General features: G+C 62.6%; 20 protein-coding genes. 8 read left to right on the top strand and 12 right to left on the bottom strand.

Annotated features, from left to right (window positions below; all coding sequences use genetic code 11):
* Nucleotides 1-24 precede the first annotated feature (24 nt).
* The 4 genes from D3242_RS16230 to D3242_RS16215 form a co-directional block, all read right to left on the bottom strand.
* The gene (locus tag D3242_RS16230) at nucleotides 25-309 is read right to left on the bottom strand and encodes an SCP2 sterol-binding domain-containing protein (protein ID WP_064980753.1); all 285 of its coding nucleotides are present in this window, start codon (nucleotides 307-309) and stop codon (nucleotides 25-27) included.
* A 180-nt stretch (nucleotides 310-489) separates the two neighbouring features.
* Nucleotides 490-1,026 carry a hypothetical protein gene (locus D3242_RS16225; RefSeq protein WP_019861009.1) on the bottom strand — a complete coding sequence of 179 codons (537 nt, stop codon included), beginning with the start codon at nucleotides 1,024-1,026 and terminating at the stop codon, nucleotides 490-492.
* 124 nt (nucleotides 1,027-1,150) lie between these two features.
* On the bottom strand, nucleotides 1,151-1,576 hold the full coding sequence (locus tag D3242_RS16220) for a hypothetical protein (protein ID WP_027047362.1): 426 nt from the start codon (nucleotides 1,574-1,576) through the stop codon (nucleotides 1,151-1,153).
* 13 nt (nucleotides 1,577-1,589) lie between these two features.
* On the bottom strand, nucleotides 1,590-2,219 hold the full coding sequence (locus D3242_RS16215; RefSeq protein ID WP_019861006.1) for a rod-binding protein: 630 nt from the start codon (nucleotides 2,217-2,219) through the stop codon (nucleotides 1,590-1,592).
* A 258-nt stretch (nucleotides 2,220-2,477) separates the two neighbouring features.
* Between D3242_RS16215 and D3242_RS16210 the strand changes: the two genes are divergently transcribed.
* Nucleotides 2,478-3,518 carry an aminopeptidase gene (locus D3242_RS16210; RefSeq protein WP_051726865.1) on the top strand — a complete coding sequence of 347 codons (1,041 nt, stop codon included), beginning with the start codon at nucleotides 2,478-2,480 and terminating at the stop codon, nucleotides 3,516-3,518.
* A gap of 17 nt (nucleotides 3,519-3,535) precedes the next feature.
* Here the strand turns inward: D3242_RS16210 and D3242_RS16205 are convergent, their stop codons facing one another.
* Together D3242_RS16205 and gloA2 are read right to left on the bottom strand one after the other, a co-directional pair.
* Entirely contained in the window at nucleotides 3,536-4,063 is a 528-nt protein-coding gene (locus tag D3242_RS16205) for a GNAT family N-acetyltransferase (RefSeq protein ID WP_064981664.1), read from the bottom strand.
* A 180-nt stretch (nucleotides 4,064-4,243) separates the two neighbouring features.
* Nucleotides 4,244-4,627, bottom strand: a complete 384-nt coding sequence (gene gloA2 / locus D3242_RS16200; RefSeq protein ID WP_081295874.1) for an SMU1112c/YaeR family gloxylase I-like metalloprotein — start codon at nucleotides 4,625-4,627, stop codon at nucleotides 4,244-4,246.
* 257 nt (nucleotides 4,628-4,884) lie between these two features.
* Between gloA2 and D3242_RS16195 the strand changes: the two genes are divergently transcribed.
* Together D3242_RS16195 and D3242_RS16190 are read left to right on the top strand one after the other, a co-directional pair.
* Nucleotides 4,885-6,624, top strand: a complete 1,740-nt coding sequence (locus tag D3242_RS16195) for a peroxidase family protein (RefSeq protein WP_038649367.1) — start codon at nucleotides 4,885-4,887, stop codon at nucleotides 6,622-6,624.
* A gap of 2 nt (nucleotides 6,625-6,626) precedes the next feature.
* A complete protein-coding gene (locus D3242_RS16190) occupies nucleotides 6,627-7,028 on the top strand; it encodes a hypothetical protein (RefSeq protein WP_038649365.1) in 402 nt (133 codons plus the stop codon).
* On the opposite strand, the gene D3242_RS16185 is transcribed toward D3242_RS16190, so the two are convergent.
* Together D3242_RS16185 and D3242_RS16180 are read right to left on the bottom strand one after the other, a co-directional pair.
* Nucleotides 6,990-9,056, bottom strand: a complete 2,067-nt coding sequence (locus D3242_RS16185) for an AfsR/SARP family transcriptional regulator (RefSeq protein WP_064980751.1) — start codon at nucleotides 9,054-9,056, stop codon at nucleotides 6,990-6,992. The genes D3242_RS16190 and D3242_RS16185 overlap by 39 nt on opposite strands.
* Before the next feature lie 23 nt (nucleotides 9,057-9,079).
* Entirely contained in the window at nucleotides 9,080-10,390 is a 1,311-nt protein-coding gene (locus D3242_RS16180) for a YcaO-like family protein (protein ID WP_223217860.1), read from the bottom strand.
* Between the two features lie 508 nt (nucleotides 10,391-10,898).
* Here D3242_RS16180 and D3242_RS16175 point away from each other — a divergent pair.
* The gene (locus tag D3242_RS16175; protein ID WP_064980749.1) at nucleotides 10,899-12,452 is read left to right on the top strand and encodes a peroxidase family protein; all 1,554 of its coding nucleotides are present in this window, start codon (nucleotides 10,899-10,901) and stop codon (nucleotides 12,450-12,452) included.
* 183 nt (nucleotides 12,453-12,635) lie between these two features.
* Here D3242_RS16175 and D3242_RS16170 read toward each other — a convergent pair whose 3' ends face one another.
* Genes D3242_RS16170 through flhA form a run of 3 tightly spaced genes read right to left on the bottom strand, consistent with a single transcriptional unit; the run spans nucleotide 12,636 to nucleotide 15,857 of the window.
* Nucleotides 12,636-13,019 (bottom strand): hypothetical protein, encoded by a 384-nt coding sequence (locus D3242_RS16170; RefSeq protein WP_064980747.1) that lies wholly within the window; start codon nucleotides 13,017-13,019, stop codon nucleotides 12,636-12,638.
* Nucleotide 13,020: 1 nt separating this feature from the next.
* Nucleotides 13,021-13,773 carry a flagellar biosynthetic protein FliR gene (fliR, locus tag D3242_RS16165; RefSeq protein WP_064980745.1) on the bottom strand — a complete coding sequence of 251 codons (753 nt, stop codon included), beginning with the start codon at nucleotides 13,771-13,773 and terminating at the stop codon, nucleotides 13,021-13,023.
* Complete coding sequence (flhA, locus tag D3242_RS16160; protein ID WP_019860996.1) at nucleotides 13,770-15,857, bottom strand: flagellar biosynthesis protein FlhA; 2,088 nt, start codon at nucleotides 15,855-15,857, stop codon at nucleotides 13,770-13,772. The genes fliR and flhA overlap by 4 nt, the downstream gene beginning before the upstream one ends.
* 116 nt (nucleotides 15,858-15,973) lie before the next feature.
* Here flhA and D3242_RS16155 point away from each other — a divergent pair, with 116 nt between their 5' ends.
* Nucleotides 15,974-16,273 (top strand): putative quinol monooxygenase, encoded by a 300-nt coding sequence (locus D3242_RS16155; RefSeq protein ID WP_019860995.1) that lies wholly within the window; start codon nucleotides 15,974-15,976, stop codon nucleotides 16,271-16,273.
* Between the two features lie 35 nt (nucleotides 16,274-16,308).
* Here D3242_RS16155 and D3242_RS16150 read toward each other — a convergent pair whose 3' ends face one another.
* Nucleotides 16,309-16,788 carry a MarR family winged helix-turn-helix transcriptional regulator gene (locus D3242_RS16150; protein ID WP_019860993.1) on the bottom strand — a complete coding sequence of 160 codons (480 nt, stop codon included), beginning with the start codon at nucleotides 16,786-16,788 and terminating at the stop codon, nucleotides 16,309-16,311.
* A 62-nt stretch (nucleotides 16,789-16,850) separates the two neighbouring features.
* Between D3242_RS16150 and D3242_RS16145 the strand changes: the two genes are divergently transcribed.
* From D3242_RS16145 to D3242_RS16135, 3 genes are all read left to right on the top strand, one after another.
* Nucleotides 16,851-17,579, top strand: a complete 729-nt coding sequence (locus D3242_RS16145; protein WP_019860992.1) for an NAD-dependent epimerase/dehydratase family protein — start codon at nucleotides 16,851-16,853, stop codon at nucleotides 17,577-17,579.
* A gap of 16 nt (nucleotides 17,580-17,595) precedes the next feature.
* Nucleotides 17,596-18,108 (top strand): cupin domain-containing protein, encoded by a 513-nt coding sequence (locus tag D3242_RS16140; protein WP_019860991.1) that lies wholly within the window; start codon nucleotides 17,596-17,598, stop codon nucleotides 18,106-18,108.
* Between the two features lie 154 nt (nucleotides 18,109-18,262).
* Complete coding sequence (locus D3242_RS16135; protein ID WP_019860990.1) at nucleotides 18,263-20,044, top strand: chloride channel protein; 1,782 nt, start codon at nucleotides 18,263-18,265, stop codon at nucleotides 20,042-20,044.
* The last annotated feature ends 42 nt before the right edge of the window (nucleotides 20,045-20,086 follow it).

Genomic DNA, 20,086 nt, shown 5'->3' with positions numbered 1-20,086 from the left:
GACCCATCGGGTAATCGTGCGTGCTCAGCCGATCAACTGGCTGAGCGCCATGGCCACCGTCATGTCGCCTTCGACTTTGATCTTGCCGGTCATGAACGCCATGGTCGGGTTCAGGTCGCCAGCGATCAGCGATTCGAGATCGTCGAGCGAGAGCTTTATGGTGCAGTCGGTGGGGGCATCGGTGTTCGAGACGGTTGCGCCGTCGATGACGATGACGCCGTCGCCGCCGGTGTCGAACTTCACGGAACGATCAAACCCGCTGCTGGCCACGCGCGACTTGATCTTCTCGGCAATCTCCTGAACGCTCACGCTGTTCTCCCTGTCTGGTTGTACCTGTCGCGCAGGGCATTTCGGTCCGGCCGAAGCCCATGCGGCATCTCTGGCGATCACGGTCGCTGCCGCATATAGCTTCTGGTTGACGTTTACGTCAACGCAAATCCTGGGGACTGGTTCCTGTCGCCGCATCAATAGCCTGTCGGGCACCAGTGGTCAGTGGGCCGGCGGCGCTTCCGCTTCGGCAGGCTTCGCGGTCCCGGCAGCCGCGGTGTCGGAATCCTGCCGACGGCGTAGCCAGTTGTCGCGGATCTCGTCCTTGCTCAGGAAATTGACCTGATCGATCAGAACCTCATGCACCAGGTTCGTGCCGACGCGGGTGTTGACGGTGTCGCGGATGGCGGCGCGAAAGGAATCGAGATCGATCGTCGCCTTCTTGGTGAAGTCGATCTGGGGATTGGCGTAGAGGTAGCTGTAGACCTGGTCGGTGATGAGCGCTTCGGCCGGAATCGACAGTTTCTTTATCTGCTCCGGTTCGACGGTGTAGACGAGCTTGGCCAGGAAATAGCCGCCGATCTTGGAATCGCGGATCAGCGGCACCGAAATGACGTCGGTCTTGACGTAATCCAGCCCGCCCAGCATCGGCTTGGGTTTCTCGCCGACGCCGCGTTCACCGGCTGCCTGGAACGAATAGAAGACGGCGCCGAGCGTGGCGGCGCAGACCCAGACCGCGATGGCGATGATCTTGATCATTCAGAGCCCGACATCATCGCGCTCTCGAGCCTGTTCCATCCCAATTCAATCGGGATGGGGCTCTATCTCTTTGTTTGAGCATGATCTTTTCCAAAACCCGGCATCCATTTTTCGGGATCATGCTCTAGCCTTTCATCCGGCCGAACTCGCCGGCGGAGTAGGTGCCGTCGGTTTCGGCGCGCTGGATGGCGCTGCGCAGCAGGCTGGCGACCTCGTTGACGGCGCTCAGATGCGCCAGGATCGCCGCCTCGTTCTTCGCCAGTTTCTGGCGCAGCCGGGTCAGGCCCTCGCGGTGCTGTTCGAGGAACTCGGCTTCGCTGCCGCCCTTCATGGCGCGGGTCAGCTCATAGAGATAGCGGCTCTTGCGGGCGTTCGACGCCTTGAGATCATAGCCGGTATCGCTGCGGATGCCGGCAGTCTCTTCCTCGACCACCTCCTCGATGCGGCCGATGATGGCGGCAAGGTTTCCGGGCCGCGCGAACGGGATCGGAGCCTCCGACGCGGTCGTGCGGGCCGGCAGGTTGGCAGTGAATTCGGAAGAATCGGCCATGGTGTTTCCCATTCTAGATCTTGATGTCTGTTTTTATGGTTGTCTCGTCGCCGGTCATCGATCTGGCGGCCTTGCGCTGCAATTCCTGGACGAGCGAGGTGGACAGACGGGTCTGCTGATCGATCTCGGTCTTTTCCGGTCCGTTTGACACCGGGCCGATCGGCACCTTGCGCTTGCCGTCCATATAGTGGTCGGCAAGCAGCGACTTGGCGATGCCGATGCCGCCGCGCTCGGCCATGACGTCGGCGACGCGCTCGGCGAGCTGCGACTTCCACATGTCGCCGGCCAGACCCGTGCCATAGACGCCCTCTGTGTCCTTGGGCAGCATGTTCTGGATGAAGGTCTGCAAGACCATCGCCTCGAACTTCTTGAATTTTTTGGCCGGATCGGCTGTCGCCGCCGCCTTGTCGGCCGTGGCGCGCGACAGGATCGAGCCGGCATCGACAGACGCCGCGGTATCTAGCGAACCGGGGGTGTCGACCGAAAAGGCACCGGCAGCGGCGCCCGCGCGCTTGGTCAGCGCGGCGCGGGCAGCCTCGATATCCATCGGATCGGCAGCTCGGGCGACATCCATAACGATGTCGCTGGGTGGAGAAATCGCCAAGAAAGTCCGCCTTTTACCGGGTTTCCTTAGCCAGACCATGCCTCAACAAGCTTGTGGCAGGCTTGCGCGAGGGGGAGGAGGGCGGACTGTGGGGATTGAGCGGCTGCTTCGGGTTCTCGCCGACCTTGCCTGCGGCGGTAGGCGGATGGCCGGAGTGCCCTGCCAACGTCGAAAGTCGCTCCGCTGCCTCTACAGGTCTTGACGGGAATTGGCGTGCCTGTTTGAGAACGGGGGGCGAGACATTCGCTGCATGGGAGACGGGCAAGCGGTGGGCAAACAGTGAAGCGCGTTCTTCGAATGCTTGCCGCCGTGATTGTGGCGTCCGGCCTGGCCGGGTGCACCAGCATTTCCTACTACGCGCAGTCTGTGGAGGGCCACGTGCAGATCATGGCCGCGCGGAAAAATGTCGGAAGGCTTATCCGCGATCCCTCGACGCCCGAGGCATTGCGCGCAAAATTGACGTCGGCCAGCGCCATACGCCGCTTTGCCACGGAAGAACTGGCGCTGCCCGACAACAGCAGCTATCGCAGCTATGTCGACATCGGTCGGGCCGATGTGACCCTTGCCGTTTTTGCCGCGCCGCAATTCTCGCTTACGCCGATAACCTGGTGCTTTCCGGTCTTCGGTTGCGTTCCGTACCGGGGTTACTTTTCCCGGAAATCAGCGGCTGAAAGCGTCGCCGAACTGCAGAGGCAAGGACTGGACGTTTATGTGTCAGGCGTCACCGCCTACTCCACGCTGGGCTGGTTCAGCGACCCGCTGCTCAGCACCATGCTGCGTCAGGACGACACTTACATCGCCAGCCTTATCTTTCATGAGCTGGCGCATCAGAAGATCTATGTGAACAACGACTCCGCGTTCAACGAGGCTTTCGCGGTCGCCGTCGAAACCAGCGGTGTGAGGAGATGGCTCCGAGCTACCGGCAATCGCGCCGGATTGCGCCGCTACGAAGCCGATCGCAACCGCCGGGCGGATTTTCTCGGACTGATAGCGAAAACGCGCGATGAGTTGCGGCAGGTCTATGGAAGTCCCCGCGCCCGTGAGCAGATGGCGATTGCCAAGGCCGCCACGATCGACAGGCTGCGGATGCGCTATCGGCAGATGCGCGACAAAAGCTGGGCCGGATACCGGGGATACGATGCCTGGTTCGATGCCCCGATCAACAATGCAAAGCTCGCCGCGACTGCCGTCTACGGTGAACAGGTTCCAGCGTTCCTTCATCTGTTCGATTTGTGTTCCGGCGATTATCCAAGGTTCTACGCTGCTGTTCGCCGGATCGCGGATTTGCGCGAACCTTCCCGCGCCGAAGCGCTTAAGGCCGCGGATACCTGCAATTGACTTGGGCAAGCACGGACCTAGCAGCCTGGCGTCGCATTGCTCGTCAACAGTGACGATCCAATGTCTGCGTCGAGCGCGAAGCGCTCGCAGCGCTCGCCGTCGGACACATCGATGAAGCTCTCGATGTGCTTGAAGCCGAGCTTCGCCAATATCCGCAGCGACGCGAAATTGCGCGCCGCTGCCTCGGCCGTCACCTGTTCAAGCGCCAGGGTTTCAAAGGCGTAGCGCAGGACTTCGCGCGCCGCCTCGCTGCCCATTCCGTGCCCCCAATGCGCGCGCGCCAGCACAAATCCCAATGCGGCTGCCTTGGCGTCGGTTGTGCCGAAGGACAGGGTTATCGTCCCGATCGCGTCCGATACTCCCGCCTGGTCTATGGACCACTGGATCGCCCTACCGTCGGCGAACCGCTGACGCGAGCGGGCCAACCATCGCTCGCCCGCTCCTATGTCGCTGGGAATGTGATCACCGGCAAGGGAGGCGGATTCGACATCCGTCGCGCGCGCAAACCATGCCGGGATATCCCGTTCGCTGGGCGCCCGAAGCATGAGCCTTGGTGTCATGAGTTTGGGAAATCGGACTGCTTCCATGAGGGCATTTTCGACCCGAGGCGGCGCCAATGCAACGGCGCGGGCAGGCCGCGTCCGCCAGCTGGAAATGACGGCCCCGCTTGCGTCCGGAACCAGCCATTCAGCCGCAACCAGCATGGTCGCGAAAGCGTACCGTTCCTATGGGACTTCGTAGAGTTCCAGCGGCAATCCATCTGGGTCGCTGAAGAAGGTAAACCGTTGATCTGTATATGGGTCGATGCGGATTGGCTCAACGGCGACGCCGGCGGCTTCCAGGCGCATGATCACGGGATCAAGATTGGCCACGGCAAATGCCAGATGCCTCAGGCCTGTCGCCTCTGGATAGGACGGCCTCTGCGCTGGGGCGGGGAAGGAGAACAATTCCAGCTGGACGGACCCGATCCGCAGATCGGCCTTCCATGACTGTCGCTCCTCCCGATAGACCTCCCGGATCAGATCGAGGCCGAGGAGTTCGACGTAGAACCATCGCGACCGGTCGTAGTCGGTGCAGATGAGCGCGACGTGGTGAATGGCGTTCAGCATGTTGTGAACTCTAGCGAAGCTTGGATTTGAGGCCAAGGTCACCAGCGGGCACGAAGCACTTTGTTATGTCGCCACTCAAAGATACAGTACGGCAGCTTCCAGGCTTGGCGGGGATCGGCGGACGGCGACCATGCGGCACATTGCTGACCGGCAGATTTTGAGCCGTCAACTTTCCTGGCGCGCCTCGAAATTAGTAGCATTTCACGCTGGTTTCACGACACGTATGGAATACGGTCCAAGGGACGGGGAGAACCGGAATGAACGCTCATCGCGGCACGACTACCGCCGGGCTGGCCGTGTCGGGCGGTGTTCAAGGCATCGCCGGCATTGTCGATCCGCGTCAGGTGCAGTTTCGCAACTTTGGCAATGTTGCCGGCGCGGACGAAGCCAAGCTCTATCATGGCCTGGAGACGCCTTGGGCCACTCAGTGCCTGTTTGCCAAGCTGCTGCGCAGGATGAGTGCGGCATCCGCCGGAGGTGGCAATAAAACCAACGAGCGGATTCCGGCAGGATACACCTATCTTGCCCAGTTCGCCGCACACGACATTATCCGCAATTCCTCGCTCAGTCCCTTGTTGGCGGCCCACGAGGCAGAGCGCCGCAACGAACGCGAGGAGGCGCTCCTGCTCGACGTGCTTTACGGCGGCGGACCGTTCTCGGACCCTGGTTTGTATGTAGTGGCCAAGCCGGGTGAAGTTGTCAGGTCGCTCATGCGTACCGGGCCAATGGCACCGCCGTCACCGAACGCCATGGCGATGCCCGCAGGCGCCTGTCCCTTTGCCATACGCGACTTGCCACGCTTTCAGCAAGCCGATCTGAGCGATGGATTCGAAAGTGGTCGGACGGATGTCTTGGTCGCAGACCAGCGTAGCGACGACAACGCCAACATTGCGCAAATGACGGCGCTTTTCCTGCATCTGCACAATGCCGTGGCCGGTGCGCTGAGCAGCAGCGGAATACCCAAAAAAGACGTCGAACTGCCGGCAGGTGCGTATCTTTTCGACCGGACACGCCGCGTCACGACGGCGATCTACCGGAATGTGCTGCAAAATGATTTGCTGCCGCGCCTTATCGCCAAGCCGATATGGGACCTCTACAACGCGAACGGGTTCAGACCACTGGTCGACATGCCGCAAGGTGTCCCGATTGAGTTTTCCCACGCGGCATACCGCTTGGGCCATTCCATGGTCAGGCTTTCCTATGTCTTCAATGACCAGCATCCGGAAGGCGAAGGGCTGGAAAACGTGTTGCTCAACCGCTCCTCATCACGCCCGCATAGATTCCCGGTCTCCGAACACTGGATCGCCGATTGGTCGCATTTCTTCCAGATCGCCGGCTCGACGCCGCAGTTCAGTCGGCGTATCGGACCAACGGTCAACGAAGTGCTGCTGAGTGCCTACAGCATGCCGATCCTGTGCGTCGGCCCCGATTCAAAGCCACTTGACCCCGCCACGGCGGGTCTGTTGAGCGAGGCAGACAGGGCTGCACTACCCGATCCGAATGCGTCGGGACTTCTGTTCAGCGATTTGGTCCGAGGAACCATTGGTGGCCTGCTCAGGCTCGATGCCTTGATCGAACAATTGCCTCAGGCCGCTCTCGCGACCGCGCCGTTACTCGGTGATGCCGGGAAGCGTGACCAGGCTATTCGATCCTGGCTTCAAGGTTCGACCGTTGCCTTCACCGCGGCCGAGGCGACTGAGCTGGCAGAAAATCCGCCGTTGCTGTTCTGGCTGTTGTTGGAGGCCGCGATCGAACAGGACGGGCTGTGTTTCGGTACCATCGGGTCGGTGATTGTAGGGGATGTCTTCATGGCAAGGTTCGCGGCCTCGCGCGCCATGATCGAAGATGACCCAATTACGCAAGACCTCGTCGCCAGACTGTTTCCCACCGGCATCCCGCGAACAATGGCCGACCTGATCCTTTTCGTCGCCAGCGCGCTCAATCTGGGCGACGCCTGGCCCCGGTTTATCACCCCGCCTACAACTCCTGGAGCTTAACCATGGCTGACCCCGTCGACAATCTGGACGCCTTTCCCGAACCGATCCAAACCCTTAACTTCGAGGCGACCGGCCGCAAGGTGGTGCAATGGGCACAGGATCCCAGCACGCGTCCGCGCGACTTGGCCGAGTTCAAGGCGCAACTCGATGGACTCGTCGTCGTGCCGGACCGCTACAAGGAAATCCAGATCGTTCAGGGATACGACCACGTCTTCTTCCTGCGGTTACCGCCCAACAATCAAGTGACGCAATCGCAAAAGAAGCTCCAGGCCGAACAAGGTGGCATGGCCGACTATGGCATTCCGGAATTCTATTTCGATGCCATTCTCGAAAAGGTGCCGTTCAACCGCGACAGTTTCTTCTACTCACGCATTGCGGACTACACCATTCGGGGCTGCCGATAGAACGGGCTCTGGCAAAGGCATATGGCTGACGACAATGCCGGCCCCGGCCAGCCCTTGGCGCAGTGCCTCGAGGGCATCTGGACTGTAGATCGGAAAGCTGTCCATGAGCCATGTGCCGACGTTGCCCGGCTCCGGTGACTCATTTCCAAACCACGTCGTCTTCAGCTGCGCTAAAAATCGGTCGGCCTCTTCATGCGCCGCTTTCTCGTTGCCGAGCAAGGCGAGCGCAGCAGCCTTCCAGCCGCCGATGTACGACACACTATCGGCGGCGCGCTCGGCCGCTTCGACGCAACCGGCATAGTCGCCAAGCAGGAACCGCACGCCCGCCTGATAGCTCCATTGCAGGCGTGAAACGCCGAGTCCGGTCTGCAGCGCCAGAGTGGCAATACGCCGCGCGTTCTCGCGATCATCGCAATAGGCAAGCCCGAGAGACGCGGAGACCAAGGTCCAGGGGTCGTTGCCATTGAGTTCGCAGGCCAGAAGGAAGCTGATGCCTGCCTGCTGCGGGACGCCGTTCATGGCGTAGGACCACGCCAGATGCAGTTGGCTTCGGGAATCGATCGGATCGATCTGGGTCGCCTGCTTGGCAAACGTCAGCGCTTCGGCGTGGCGTTCGCGTCGCCGGCCGATGCCGGGGAAGATCAAATGCCGTGAATTGATGATGCCGGCCAACCCGGCGTAGGCGGCAGCGAACCGTGGTGACTCTGCGATGATTGATCTGAACAGAGCCTCGGCCCTCTCCTCTGACTCCGGGCGCCATTGAAAGATCAGCTCCTGCGCCCTCAGCCAGCGGTCGAACTGCTCCAGCGACAGGTCCGGGATGCTGGCGATCTGAACCAGCCGTTCGGACGACATGCTGACGCCCAGCGCGACGGCGATGCGGCGGATGAGCCTCTGCTGGGTCTGGTACCACTGGCTGTTTTCGATGACAAACTGCTCACTCCAGATGTAGCGCCCCGATGCAAGCTGCTTAAGCGTCATGCTGAGACGCAATGTCGGCCCGTCGATAAATCCGGTCGCCTCGATGCAATAGGCATTCTCGGTGAAGCGGGGGGGATGCCCTTCCCATTCCATTACCGCCCAGTCGCGGAATCGCACCAGGGACGCGACCAGTTCACTGCGGAAGATTTGCACGGCGTTGCGCGCGCGGACGGAACCGCTCACCAATTCGAACTCCCGCACGAACAGCAGCACGCCGGCGGCGGGCTCTTGCAGCCGTTGCGCCTGGGACCCGAACGCCTCGGCGGCGATTGCGGACACCGCCCCCCTGTCCGTGGCCCCGATCGTACCAAGCTTGATGTCACTGACCAGTGCCTGCGTGGCGGCTGAAGGTTCGCTGTCGAACTCTGTTTCAAGCAGGTCCCAAAGCCCCTTATAGGCCCTCAAGGCCGTTGCTTGGTCGCCCATCCGAGCCGACGCTTCCATGACTGCGCGGCACCCGATCTCGTTGGTCGGATCGAGATTGAGCAGGGCTTGTCCGGCTCGCTTTAGCGCTGGCCAGTCTGCCGCAGCCTTGGCCATCGCTTCCAGACACGAGATAAATTCATCCTGAAGGCATTGCCGCTGGACGAGGACCCAATTCCGAAACGAGGGGTCGATGTCGTCCAGGCCATTGAGAAAGCTTTCGGCGACACGCTGCCTCTCCAGAAGGACGGGCGGAATCCTTCCAGCTTTCAGATCGTGCCTGATCTCACTCACATCCACTGTGACGAGCGACTGCTTCAGCGTCACGTTGAGCCGGTCTCCGACGAAGACCCCTTCGACTTCAGCCAGGCAGGTCTTGAGATCGACTACGGTTTGCCTGAGCGAGGCCCTCGCTCGTGCCTCGTCCGATTCACTCCAGAGCAAACCGCAGATGCGCTCGCGGGTTTCAAAACCATGAGGGCTGAGTGCAAGATAGGCAAGGACGGCACGCGATTTGCGGTTTCTCACGGCGATGTCTCGCCCAGATTGGCTCAGCGCTACCTTGTCAAGCGTCGTGACACGGATCAGCGGCGCAGTCCTCGTTGGGGAGTTGTGCCCGATCATCGTTGTCCCGCAACTGCCTCCGTCTACATAAGATCGGCGCGGCCGCTCGGGCCGGCCTGGTCAATGAGGGAACGAAGCCGACGCGACTGGAACGGCGACGGAAGAGGTTGCAGCCCTGGGACGAAGACTTTGGCGACGGGAATGTCAAACATCGGCGTGGTCAGATCTGCTGCGTATATGCGGTATTGCTTTTTAAGCATTTCGCCAACCAAGGATACGAAATTCAAGCCCTTTTCGGCATTTTTGTGCATCAGCAGGCTACTGGACAGGTGTGAGATGAGGTCCGTGTCGATTGCGCCAGGGGTCTCGGGGCGCTCCTCCTGCCGGCTGTCGACCTCGTCGAGCCTCTCAACTCCCTGTTCTGCGCGTTTCATTGCCGCCACATCGAGAGCCAATTCCATCTGGCACATTTCCAGCAGCGCCGCCCTCAGGGCGTTGCCCGCGTCCAGCCTGCAAGCCAGCCCGACTACCAGACCGCGACCATCCGCGTCGAAGGATAGCGCCGCGATTACAGGCGCGGGAAACTCACCCGATATGTCGAGAAACTGGGTGCATCTGCCGAGCTTCTCCTGCCTTATCCGCGCAAGCAGATCGAGCACGCCCGCGCCGGCAAGCGCTTCCAGTCCGATCAACCGGCCGCCGCGCCTGCTGCGCCACCAGGCGGCAGCCGCATCTCGCTCGATTGCTTCCAGCAGCGCCGAGGTCAGGGCAGCCTCGTGGGTTATCCCTGCGGCGCATCCGCAACTGGTCACCCAGGCGCTCCGGTTGGCGCTGCGAATGAAAAGTGTCTCGGGCAAATAGCCCTGCCGACCGTCGTCCAGCCGGCGCACGGGCACCCATCGGTCACTTTCACCGAAACCGGACTGCACCCGGAAATCATCGAGGTGTTCAGCCAGCCGAACGTCCTGCCAATGGCCTACACCATCTACCATCGTGCGGTTCATCGTCCCGTGCGGCACTTGCCATTCGCTATGATATTCGATGCCCTCGCCGATGCAGGCCTCGAATGCGCGCCCCGGGGTGAGGCCGACACCACTGAAGCTGGCAGAAGCGGGTGAGGCCGAATCTCCCCAACTGCGGTGTACCTGCGCACCAAAGAAGTGCAGCCCCGGTGCGTAGCGGGCGTGCAAGCGGAACAGATTGCCAAAGTTTGCCGCAGCTGAGAGTAGTCCTTGGCGGTTATTTGTCGCTATCAAGCCGGGATCTGTATCACCAGAGTCAAGGTAGCCGAGCGCACCGAGCAACCCGCGTGCCATTGCAGCCTGTTCAGGCGCTAGATCTTGCGGCCGTGAACAAAATCGCGCTGCCAGTTCAAACGCGTTTGCGGCGGTCAATCCACAATCCTCGCTGTTGAAGAAACCCTTTCCCTATTGTCTGCCACTTTCGCCCTACGATCTTGATCGGGTCAACAAAACGTTGCGTGCGAGGCGACCCAAGCTCGGCAAAGACACGGAGCTAAAGATGGCCGTCATCTCACGCTGATTTCACGCTAGCTGGGATAATGGTTGTTTCCGAGACGTCATCTCGACTGCCCCGGAGCTGAACGACCCGAACCGGACCCATCGAGACGATGGAAGATCGGCGCCAATTCATTTTCCTCCCGGGAGCGGCGCCGCGGGGCCATGACCGGATGGGGCCGGTCTGTGCCTCGCGGCCCACTGGGAAGGGCGAAGCGGCTTCGTCGACACAAGGCCATTCTGGGTTTCCTCCCGGGAGCGGCGCCGCGGGGCCATACCGGATGGGGCCGGTCTGTGCCTCGCGGCCCACTCGGAAGGGCGAATTGGCTTCTTCGACACAAGTCCATCCTCGGATCAAGAAATTCGACAACACAGGAGATCAAAAATGGCAGCGCATGGCACCCCGCCCCGTGGCATTGATGCGACACGATCGCCGTTGTTCGAAGGCCGCTTCGGTCGCATGTTCCGAAATCTGGCACCCGCAACGTTCGGGGCAAACGACCAGGACAACCGACGCAACCTCAAGGCGCTCGGCGCCGCCATGTCTGCTGACATTGACGAGCCGAAAGATGGGCTCGATGCCGAGGAAAGCGGGATTCCTGCCCTCTATACCTATTTTGGCCAGTTCGTTGATCACGACATCACATTCGATCCCGTCAGCACCTTGCGTAAATCGCTGGATCCCGATGGGCTCGTGGATTTCCGCACGCCGAGCTTTAATCTGGATAATGTCTATGGCCGGGGTCCAGCCGACCAGCCTTACATGTATACGAAGGAAGGCCGCTTCCGCCACGGCGATGCAATGACAGGGGCCGGTGGCCAGCCCGGCCACGATCTGCCGCGCTTCGCCGGACGAGCGATCATCGGCGACCCCCGCAACGATGAAAACAGTCTGGTGTCGCAGCTGCAAGGGCTGATGCTCAACGTGCACAACCGGATGGTCGATGACAATCCGGGCCTGGGTTTTGAAGCGGTCCAGCAGCTCGTCCGCTTCCACTACCAGTATGTTGTCGTGAATGACTTCCTCTCCAGGATCGTTTCGCAACCGATCCTAGACGCACTTAAGACGGACGGCCGCTTCGATCAAAAGCGATTGCGGTACTTTCACTGGCGCAACTTGCCGTTCATGCCAGTAGAGTTTTCGGTCGCCGCCTACAGACTTGGCCATTCGATGGTAAGGCCCGGTTATCGGCTGAACGACGACAAGCTGCTGCCGATCTTCCCACGCGCCGGCAAGCCGCATGAGGAGGCGCTTACCGGCTTCCAGACGATGAAGCCGGGTCGCGCTCTGGACTGGGGTCGATTTATCGACATTGACAAGCGCGCAGGTGGATCGGATCCCGAGACTGGAGATCCTGCCAATGTGCGTCGGCTGCAATTTGCCTACAGGATCGATACATCCCTCGTTGGTTTCCTGCACGATCTGCCGAAAGCCGTGGCGGGCGACCCGCCGGCCTCCCTCGGCGAGCGCAATCTCTTGAGGGGCTGGCTTCTCGGCCTGCCGTCCGGCCAGAGCGTCGCACGTGCCATGGCCATCGAGCCCCTGGCCGATGCGGACATCATAATCGGCAAGGCTGTGGATGCTCCCGAGGATGGTGATGTCGTAGGCCCGATCATCGATGCCGTCACAGCCAAGGGTGGCGACGGCAAGGCCTTCGCCGACAACTGCCCACTTTGGACCTATGTCCTTGCCGAAGCGGCAACAAACAAGACCAACATGGCTATCCCGACTACAGGAGGCGGCACACGTTCCACGCCGCAGCTTGGACCGGTGGGCGGCCATATTGTGGCTGAGGTGTTCCTGGGATTGCTGTTCGGCGACGGCATGTCCTACCTGTCGCTCGATCCTTTGTGGAAGCCTGTGAGCGGGGCAGGCTTCAGACTGAAGGATCTGGTCTCCTACGGGCTCGGCATGGGGCCGTCGCTTCACTACCGGTGAGACAGCGCTCGTTGCAAAATAGACCGCCGTGGCCGATCTCATGCGATCGGCCCTGCGTTCAGCGGCGATATCTGCTTTTGAAGGCCGGCAATAGCCGACCAAGTGACCGAGATGCGGCACAAAGCGGCCGTTCGCGTCGTTCAGGGCGTGCGTCCGCAACGGGCGGTGACCAAATTCCCGCAGCTATTCCTCGCTCCGCTTCTGCGCGATCAGGTCCAGCCGTTCGCGGTCGGAGCGTTCGCGCTCGTCGCGGTTGCGCACGTCCTTGTAGGCGCGCTCGACCATGTTGGTGCGGGCATTTGCCGTGGCGATGAGGCCGGCCTCCTGCCTGGCGCTTTCCAGGCTCGTCTCCTGGCGTACCACCGCCTGGGCGATGCGGCGGTGATAGAGATCGGGGAACAGGCCGGAGAGCGAATTGTCCTGGTCAAAATGGCCGATCAATTCCCTGGCCTCGGCTTCCGCCGCGTTAGCCGCGGCCAGGAAAGTGGCGTGACGGGTCTCGTGGAGCGCCTTCAGCTGTTCCTGCACCTTGACCAGTTTCTTCAGGCGGTCCTTGCGCGTGCTCATCTCACCTCGCCAAAGTCAGGTCGACGAAGCCGTCGACGAACAGCGACAGCATGGTGCCGATGGCGAAATAGAGGATGATCATGCCGCCGGCGATGACGAAGGGCTGGGAGATGAAATAGATCGGGATCTGCGGCGTCAGCTTGTTGACGAAGCCGATCGTCAGATTGACCAGAATGGCATAGGCGACGAACGGGCTGCCGAGGCGGATGACCAGGAAGAAGGTGTCCGACACGGTGTCGGTGATGTCGACCAGGGCGGCCTGCGGGTTGAAGAAGACGTTGACCGGCGCGACCGTGTAGGACGCCACCAAAGCGCGGACGATTTCGTGGTCGAAGTCGAAGACGAACAGCATCAACAGCGCCGAGAACGAGATGATGGCGGCGAGCGCCGCCTGCGGTTCCGGTTCCTCGATCGCCGGCCCGCCCGAGCCGCCATAGCCGATCAGCATGGCGATGGCCGAGCCCATGAAGCGCAATGCCTCCATGTAGAGCCTGGTCATGGCGCCGATCAGCCCACCGACCAGCAGTTCCGATATGATCATCGGCACCAGGATCTGCGGGCGCGGATCGACGAAGGGAATGATGCGGTCCCACAGGAACGCGAGCAGGCCGCCGGTGGCGGCGACCGCCACGAACAGCCTGACCTGCACCGGCACGCGGGCGCTGGACAGGCCCGGCATCAGCATGAAGCAGGCGCCGATGCGGCAGAAGGCGAGGAACGCCGCGATGACGACGCTCTGCGAAAGAACGCTCACGATATGGTCCCGAGCACCCTGATCTCGACGCCCTTGGCGATTTCGACATGCGAGAGCACCGGCAGCGTGGTGAACAGCCGCTCGATGATCATGCGCACATAGGGGCGGGCGTCCGGCGCGGTGACGAGAACGAAGCGCTCGCCGGCCTCGAGGAATTTCTTGATCGCCTTGGTGGCGTCCTGGCCGAATTCCTCGAGCTGGCGCGGGTCGATGTCGAACTCGCGCACCTCGCCCTTGGCGTCGCGCTTGAGGCTTTGATGGAAGGCGAGATCCCAGCGGTTGCCGAGGCGCAGCACCTTGAGCACGCCGCCTTCCGAAAGATCGCCGCAGATCTGCTGGGCCATGCGGATGCGGACGTGCTCGACGATCTGCTCGGTGCGGCGCACATGCGGCGCGATCTCGGCGATGGCCTCGATGATCAGATGCAGATTGCGGATCGAGACGCGCTCGGCTAGCAACAGCTTCAGCACCGCCTGCAGGCCGGGATAGGAGATGTGCGTGGTGCAGATTTCGTCGGCGAGCTTGCGGTATTCCTGGTCCTGGCGTTCGAGCAGCGCCTTCATGTCCTTGTAGGACAGAAGCTGCGGCAGGTTGTTACGGATGACTTCCGAGAGATGGGTGAGCAGCACGGACATGTTGTCGGCAAAAGTGTAGTTCTCGCGCTTCAAATCCTCGGCGAAGGTTTCCATGACGGAATAGGCGCGCATGCCGAAGGCCGGTTCGCGGATCTCTTCGCCGGGGATTTCGGGTACGTCGCGGCTGCCGAGCAGAACCATGATCTCGCCGACGCGCATCGAATATTCGGCGACCACCGTGCCGTGCACCTTGATCTGATAGCTCTTCGGCGGGATGGCGAAATCGTCGGCGACACGCACTTCCGGCACGACGAAGCCGTATTGCTGGGCGAATTTCTTGCGCATCTTGGCCATGCGGAAGACCAGCTCCTGATGCGAGACCAGAAGCCGGGTCGACAGCTGCTTGCCGATCAGCAGTTCGATCTCGGCGGTGGCGAGCGAGGCCTTGACCGAGTTCTTCTCTTCCTCGGCCTTGGTCGCCTTTTCCTGCGTCTTCAGCGCCTCGGCCTCGGCGAGGACGCGGTTGGCGCGCATCGGGATGATGTAGCCGAGGCCGGCCATGCCGCCGGCCAGCGCGAAGAAGGGGAACAGCGGCAGGCCGGGCATCAGGCCGAGCAGCACCAGCAGCGCCGCCGCCACGTAAAGCGCACGCGGATGGGCGCCGAGCTGGCCGAACACGGCCTGGTTGGTCGAGCCGCGGGTGCCGCCCTTGGAAACCAGCAGGCCGGCGGCGAGCGAAACGATCAGCGCCGGGATCTGGGTGACCAGACCGTCGCCGACCGACAGCTTGATGAACACGTCGGCGGCCTGGCCCATGCCCATGCCGTGCCTGATGTAGCCAATGGCGATGCCGCCGACGATGTTGATGGCGGTGATGATGAGGCCGGCGATGGCGTCGCCGCGCACGAATTTCGAGGCGCCGTCCATCGAGCCGAAGAAGGAGCTTTCTTCTTCCAGTTCGCGGCGGCGCAACTGCGCGGTCTTGTCGTCGATCATGCCGGCGGAAAGGTCGGCGTCGATCGACATCTGCTTGCCGGGGATGGCGTCGAGGGTGAAGCGGGCGCCGACTTCGGCGATACGCGTTGCGCCCTTGGTGATGACGATGAAGTTCACCACGATCAGGATCATGAAGACGATGAGGCCGATGACGAAGTCGCTGGCCATCACCAGCTTGGAGAAACCGGCGATGACATAGCCTGCGGCGTGCGTGCCCTCATTGCCATGCGACAGGATCATGCGCGTGGTGGCGATGTTGAGGGATAGCCGCAGCATCGTGGCGATGAGCAGCACGGTCGGGAACGAGGAGAAATCGAGCGGCCGCTGGATCCACAGCGCCACCATCAGGATCAGCACCGAAAGCGCGATCGAGAAGGCGAGGCCGATGTCGATGAGGAAGGCCGGGATCGGCAGGAACAGCACGGCCAGGATGATGACGATGCCGAGCGCGAAGAAGATGTCGCGGCCATTCTTGGCCACCGCGCCGGGCTGGATGCTTTCGCTGATCGCCATGTAAGTCCTCGAACCATAGGCTGCCGCGCATGGGACAGCCCGGCGAGGGTAGTTGGCCAAGCTTGCGCGAGGGTGGGAGAGTGGCTAGATCGACGATCCCGCAAGAAGGAAGACCCATGCTTCTGATCATCGGCACGATCCGTTTGCCTGCCGGAAAGCTGGAGGAAGCAAGGCCGGTGATGGAGCGCATGATCTCGGGCAGCCGCGCCGAGGATGGCTGCCTGGAATATTCCTATGCGCGCGACGTGCTCGATGCGGGGCTGATCCGGGTCACCGAGGTGTGGCGCGACAGGGCGGCGCTCGATGCGCATTTCCGCTCGCCGCACATCGCCGAGTGGCGCGCGAGCTGGCCGGCGCTTGGTATCGGCGAGCGCAATCTCGTGCTGTATGAAGCCGGTGAGCCCATGCCGACCTGATCGACCGCTCTCGGCTGGACAGCAACCGGGGGCAATCAGGACTTGGCTGTGGCGGCTGTGGCGACGCCGACCAGCCAGCGCCTGACGGCGCGTTCTTCCGCTTCCGACAGCCCCTGCGTCAGCTCGCTCTCGATCGCCTGCACGCGCAGACGGCAGGCGTGCAGCAGTGCGCGACCGCTGTCGCTGAGATCGATGTGCTGGATGCGGCCATGCACGGCATGCGGCTTGCGCACCAGCGAGCCGGCCCGTTCGAGATTGGCGACGATGACGCTGAGCGTTTGCGGGGTGAGCAGCGCCATCCGGGCCAGATCGGCATTGGAGAGGCCAGGATAGGCCGCAAGCATGGTCAGCGTGGCAAATTGCGGCTGCGTCACGCCGAGATCGCCCAGTGCCCTGTCCATCCTGAGCCGATGCGCGCCGGCGGCCTGGCGCAGGAGATAGCCGAGATAGCCTTCCTCGCCGCGTTTGCCTTCGCCGGGGGCGGGTATCGATGCGTGCGGATTCGGCTTGCGCATAATGTAAGAGCTCTTATATGTTGTTCGTGCACTGATATTAGGACATTAAGGAGTCCCTGACGATGGGTCATCGGATCTTTCTTGCCGGCGCCTCCGGCGCCATCGGCCAGCGACTGATCCCGCAACTTCTGGCCGCCGGCCATCAGGTGACGGGCACGACGCGCAACGCGGACAAGGCCGCGATATTGCGCGCCCTCGGAGTCGGGCCGGTCGTCGTGGACGTCTTCGATGCCGAGGCGCTCTCGCGCGCGATGCTCGCCGCCAAGCCTGATATCGTCGTCCATCAACTGACCGACCTGCCGCCAGGGCTGGATCCGAGCCGGATGGGCGAGGCGGTCGTGCGCAATGCCCGCATCCGCGACGAAGGCACGCGCAATCTGGTCGCGGCCGCCGTCGCGTCCGGTGTCCGGCGCATGGTGGCGCAAAGCATCGCCTGGGCCTATGCACCAGGCCCGGAACCGCATGACGAAGCCGACCCGTTGGATGGCGGCGCGAGCGGCAATCGCGGCATCAGCGTCGGTGGCGTCATTGCCCTGGAAAAAGCCGTTCTCAACGCGCCATTCGCCGGCGTCGTGCTGCGATATGGCCAGCTCTATGGGCCGGGAACAGGAACCGATACGGCCGCCGGCGCATCGCCGGTGCATGTCGATGCCGCCGCCTATGCCGCGCTGCTCGCGCTCGACAAGGGTGCGCCGGGCGCCTTCAACGTGGCGGAACCCAACCCGGCGGTCTCGACGCAGAAAGCGGTCGATGAACTCGGCTGGCGCCCGGACTTCCGTTTGCCTGCCTGAATTCGGAGACATCGATATGATCGGCAATCAAGGTCGCTTGCGCACCGGCCAATCTCTTATCGCCATCAGCGCCGTAGCGGTCCTGTTCGCGCTTGCGGCAAAGTGGGCCGGCCCGGGTTTCACAGGCGTCGTGCCTGACGGCATGGAAACGCACATACATATGGCAAACGCCGATGCGGACGACACCGCCCGGGCACGGCCGAAGACGGTCGTGACGCCGATCTCCTGCGAGAGACTGCCCAACGTGCCGGGCAAGTCGATCACCACCGCGATCGTGGCGTTTCCGCCAAACGGTTTCACGCCTCGCCACCGGCATCCGGGCTCGGTAAGCGCCTTCGTCCTGAAGGGCACGTTGCGCTCACAGCTACAAGGGAGTCCCGCCGGTACCTACAGCGCGGGGCAGACATGGTTCGAGCCGCCTGGCACCGTCCATCTCTTCGCCGAGAATGCCAGCACCACCGAGCCCGCCGAATTGCTGGCGACATTCATCGCCGACGATGATTGCGGGGCGCTGACCATACCGGACTGACGACAGAACCGATTGCCTCCCGATTATAGCGGGAAGACCTCGTCAGCCGGTTTCACGGCCATAATGGCGCCTTTGATGTCGCCATTGTGGTTGTCATGCCGTGCCACCCGGCGTATCAGGCAGGTCTGCCCTTTGATATCGGCGAGCCGCCCGAGTGCTTTCCAGAAACCAGCCACAAGTCTATGCCCGCCGGCTGCGCGCGGTGCTTCTGCGATCAATTCCGCTGCTCGAGGCGCGCGGCATCGCCGTGGTCATGCTGGCGGGCGTCGTCGGCGTCATGGCGGGCATACTGGTCACGGCGATGAGCCAGATCGTGCAGGATCTACACGGGCTGTTGTTCGGCGTTCAGCCCGGCGGCCGGCTTTCCGGCATGTTCTCGCTCGCCAATCCCATGCAGGCTCTGATCCCGGCGATCGGCGGCGCCCTGCTTGGGTTGACGGTGATATGGCTGCGGCTGCGCAAATTCCGCACCCCGGTCGATCCGATCGAGGCCAACGCGCTCTATGGCGGTCGCATGTCGCTGACCGACACCTTCATCATCGCCGGCCAGACGATGATCTCCAGCGGCTTCGGCGCTTCGGTCGGCCTGGAAGCCGGCTACACGCAGGTCGGCTCCGGCCTGGCGTCGCGGCTGGCGCGCATCTTCAGGCTGCGCCGCAACGATGTCCGCGTCCTTGTCGGCTGCGGTGCGGCCGGGGCCATCGCCGCCGCGTTCGACGCGCCGCTGACCGGCGCCTTCTACGGTTTCGAACTGGTCATCGGCATCTACTCGGTCGCCAATGTCGCACCTGTCATGACGGCCGCGATCTCCGCCTCGCTGACCGCGGAAATGTTCGGCGGCGTGCCGTTTCCGTTGGAGCTTTCTGGGCTGCCGCAACTGACCGCCAGCCAATATGTGCCGTTCCTGCTGCTCGGGCTGCTGGGCGGCGCGGCCTCGATCGCCATCATGCAACTGGTGACGCTGATCGAGCGCGGTTTCAACAGGCTGTCGGTCGATGCCTCGCTGCGCCCCGTCGTCGGCGGTGTCATCGTCGGCCTGCTGGGGCTGATCACGCCGCAGGTGCTGTCCAGCGGCCATGGCGCGCTGCACCGCGAATTCGCCATGAACTATGGGCTGACCGTGGTGGCCAGCGTCTTCGTGCTGAAATTGGCGGCGTCGGCCATCTCGCTGGGCTCCGGCTTTCGCGGCGGCCTGTTCTTCGCCTCGCTGTTCCTCGGCGCGCTGCTCGGCAAGGCATTCGCCGGGGTGATGGCGTTGGTTTCCCCGGCGACCGGTATCGACCCTTCGGTTGCCGCCGTCGTCGGCATGACCTCGCTTGCCGTCGGTGTCGTCGGCGGCCCGCTGACGATGACCTTCCTGGCGCTGGAATCGACCCGCGACCTGACGCTTACCGGGGTCGTGCTGGCCGCCTCGATCATGGCGGCGATCCTGGTGCGCGAAACCTTCGGCTATTCATTCTCGACATGGCGCTTCCATCTGCGCGGCGAGACGATCCGCAGCGCCCACGATGTCGGTTGGATGCGCAGCCTGACCGTCGGCTCGATGATGCGCAAGGACATCAAGACCATCGATGCCGCGACGACGCTGGCGGACTTCCGCAAGCAGATCCCGCTGGGTTCGGCGCAGCGCGTCATCGCCGTCGACCCGGGCGACCAGTATGTCGGCGTGCTGATCGTAGCCGAACTGCATAGCGATCCCGCCGGCGGCGAGGTGCCGGTGCGCGATCTCGCGCAGTACAAGGATGCCGTCCTGGTGCCCAGCATGAACGTGCAGACCGCCGCCGAGACGTTCCAGCGCGCCGGGGCCGAGGAACTGGCCGTCGTCGAGGATTTCACCGACCACATCGTGCTCGGTCTGCTCACCGAGGGCCACCTGATGCGGCGCTATGCCGAGGAACTCGAAAAGGCACGCCGGGACCTTTCGGGCGAAGGATAAGGCTTCTCCCTACGCGTCCCCTTGTCAATCGGCTGCGCGGCT

This window comes from Mesorhizobium jarvisii (genome assembly GCF_003601985.1).
Taxonomy (GTDB): Bacteria; Pseudomonadota; Alphaproteobacteria; order Rhizobiales; family Rhizobiaceae; genus Mesorhizobium; species Mesorhizobium jarvisii.
This window is presented reverse-complemented; position numbering and strand designations above follow the sequence as displayed.

Excerpts from the sequence above, each read along its gene's own strand:
- D3242_RS16190 (WP_038649365.1), top strand. The coding sequence starts at position 6,627 with ATGGCTGACCCCGTCGACAATCTGGACGCCTTTCCCGAACCGATCCAA.
- D3242_RS16205 (WP_064981664.1), bottom strand. The coding sequence starts at position 4,063 with ATGCTTCGGGCGCCCAGCGAACGGGATATCCCGGCATGGTTTGCGCGC.
- D3242_RS16220 (WP_027047362.1), bottom strand. The coding sequence starts at position 1,576 with ATGGCCGATTCTTCCGAATTCACTGCCAACCTGCCGGCCCGCACGACC.
- gloA2 (WP_081295874.1), bottom strand. The coding sequence starts at position 4,627 with ATGCTGAACGCCATTCACCACGTCGCGCTCATCTGCACCGACTACGAC.
- D3242_RS16155 (WP_019860995.1), top strand. The coding sequence starts at position 15,974 with ATGCTTCTGATCATCGGCACGATCCGTTTGCCTGCCGGAAAGCTGGAG.
- D3242_RS16185 (WP_064980751.1), bottom strand. The coding sequence starts at position 9,056 with ATGATCGGGCACAACTCCCCAACGAGGACTGCGCCGCTGATCCGTGTC.
- D3242_RS16150 (WP_019860993.1), bottom strand. The coding sequence starts at position 16,788 with ATGCGCAAGCCGAATCCGCACGCATCGATACCCGCCCCCGGCGAAGGC.
- D3242_RS16195 (WP_038649367.1), top strand. The coding sequence starts at position 4,885 with ATGAACGCTCATCGCGGCACGACTACCGCCGGGCTGGCCGTGTCGGGC.
- D3242_RS16140 (WP_019860991.1), top strand. The coding sequence starts at position 17,596 with ATGATCGGCAATCAAGGTCGCTTGCGCACCGGCCAATCTCTTATCGCC.
- D3242_RS16210 (WP_051726865.1), top strand. The coding sequence starts at position 2,478 with ATGCTTGCCGCCGTGATTGTGGCGTCCGGCCTGGCCGGGTGCACCAGC.
- D3242_RS16215 (WP_019861006.1), bottom strand. The coding sequence starts at position 2,219 with ATGGTCTGGCTAAGGAAACCCGGTAAAAGGCGGACTTTCTTGGCGATT.
- flhA (WP_019860996.1), bottom strand. The coding sequence starts at position 15,857 with ATGGCGATCAGCGAAAGCATCCAGCCCGGCGCGGTGGCCAAGAATGGC.
- D3242_RS16170 (WP_064980747.1), bottom strand. The coding sequence starts at position 13,019 with ATGAGCACGCGCAAGGACCGCCTGAAGAAACTGGTCAAGGTGCAGGAA.
- D3242_RS16175 (WP_064980749.1), top strand. The coding sequence starts at position 10,899 with ATGGCAGCGCATGGCACCCCGCCCCGTGGCATTGATGCGACACGATCG.
- D3242_RS16225 (WP_019861009.1), bottom strand. The coding sequence starts at position 1,026 with ATGATCAAGATCATCGCCATCGCGGTCTGGGTCTGCGCCGCCACGCTC.
- D3242_RS16145 (WP_019860992.1), top strand. The coding sequence starts at position 16,851 with ATGGGTCATCGGATCTTTCTTGCCGGCGCCTCCGGCGCCATCGGCCAG.